The sequence below is a fragment of the Pseudomonas sp. TNT2022 ID1044 genome (genome assembly GCF_028656895.1).
Taxonomy (GTDB): Bacteria; Pseudomonadota; Gammaproteobacteria; order Pseudomonadales; family Pseudomonadaceae; genus Aquipseudomonas; species Aquipseudomonas reinekei.
In genome coordinates this window covers 1-891 of sequence record NZ_JAMDHB010000058.1, presented here as the reverse complement: position 1 = coordinate 891, position 891 = coordinate 1, and the positions used below count along the sequence as shown (strand labels likewise).

The following is an 891-nucleotide window of genomic DNA, read 5'->3' as shown; positions in this document are numbered from 1 at the left end:
CTCTAGACCTGGCTGACCCAAAGCTGAAGTAAGCACAATGCCATCACCGCCATAATCCGGGTTTTACCGACTAACGGTATAAATTGGATCCCAAAATCACCTCAAACCTGTAGATACCGTCTTGCCCGTCACCGGGCAAGTGCTAACTTCGGGTCATAAGGTTGTCCCGATTTCAGCACCCCAAAGACGATATGCAGCATTTTGCGCATCACGGCACAGACGATCTGCTTGCCCGCTTTTCCTTTAGCCTTCAAACGGGCCTTCATCGCCATCATTGGCTCACTCATGTTCATTGCTGTGATGCTGGGTAGATACAACGCCTTACGTATGCGCCCCGAGCCTGCCTTACTGATCGGGGTACGGCCTTTGAAGGTCCCAGATTCCGCCAGCTGTGGGTTCAAACCCGCAAATGAAACGATCGCGCGGGCGCTGCGAAACTCCGTAGGATCACCCAGTTCAGCAAGAATCACGGCAGCCGTTTTGTTCCCGATACCATCAATCGAGAGCAGCAGCTCACGTCGACCACGCAGGTCGGGATCGTCGTCGATCTGGTCTTCAACCCTCCGTCTTGTCTGGGCAATATCGTTTTCGATGTGACTGATATGCGCCTGGATTGATGCCTGGACGTCGGCGTCGGCCACCCCCAGACGATTGCGCTCCATTTGCAACATCTCTTGTAGATCCTCCAGGCGACGTAACAGCACGCGTAGGCGGCGCAACGCCGGTGCTTCCGGCTGCCAGGGCGTCAGGGGTTTCTTGTGCTTGGCCTCGGCAAAATCAGCCAGCAACTTGGCATCCACCTTGTCCGTCTTGTAGTGGATACCTTCACTTTTCTTGAAGTGAAAAACCCGCGCAGGGTTGCTCACGATCACCTCGTAGCCCTGGTGATAT

Annotated in this window: 1 protein-coding gene; it reads right to left on the bottom strand. The window is 54.7% G+C overall.

Going from position 1 to position 891, the window contains the following annotated elements; translation table 11 throughout:
* Nucleotides 1-128: 128 nt before the first annotated feature.
* Nucleotides 129-891 (bottom strand): IS110 family transposase (locus M5G20_RS30135; RefSeq protein WP_273922134.1); only part of this gene is annotated, 763 nt, incomplete at its 5' end.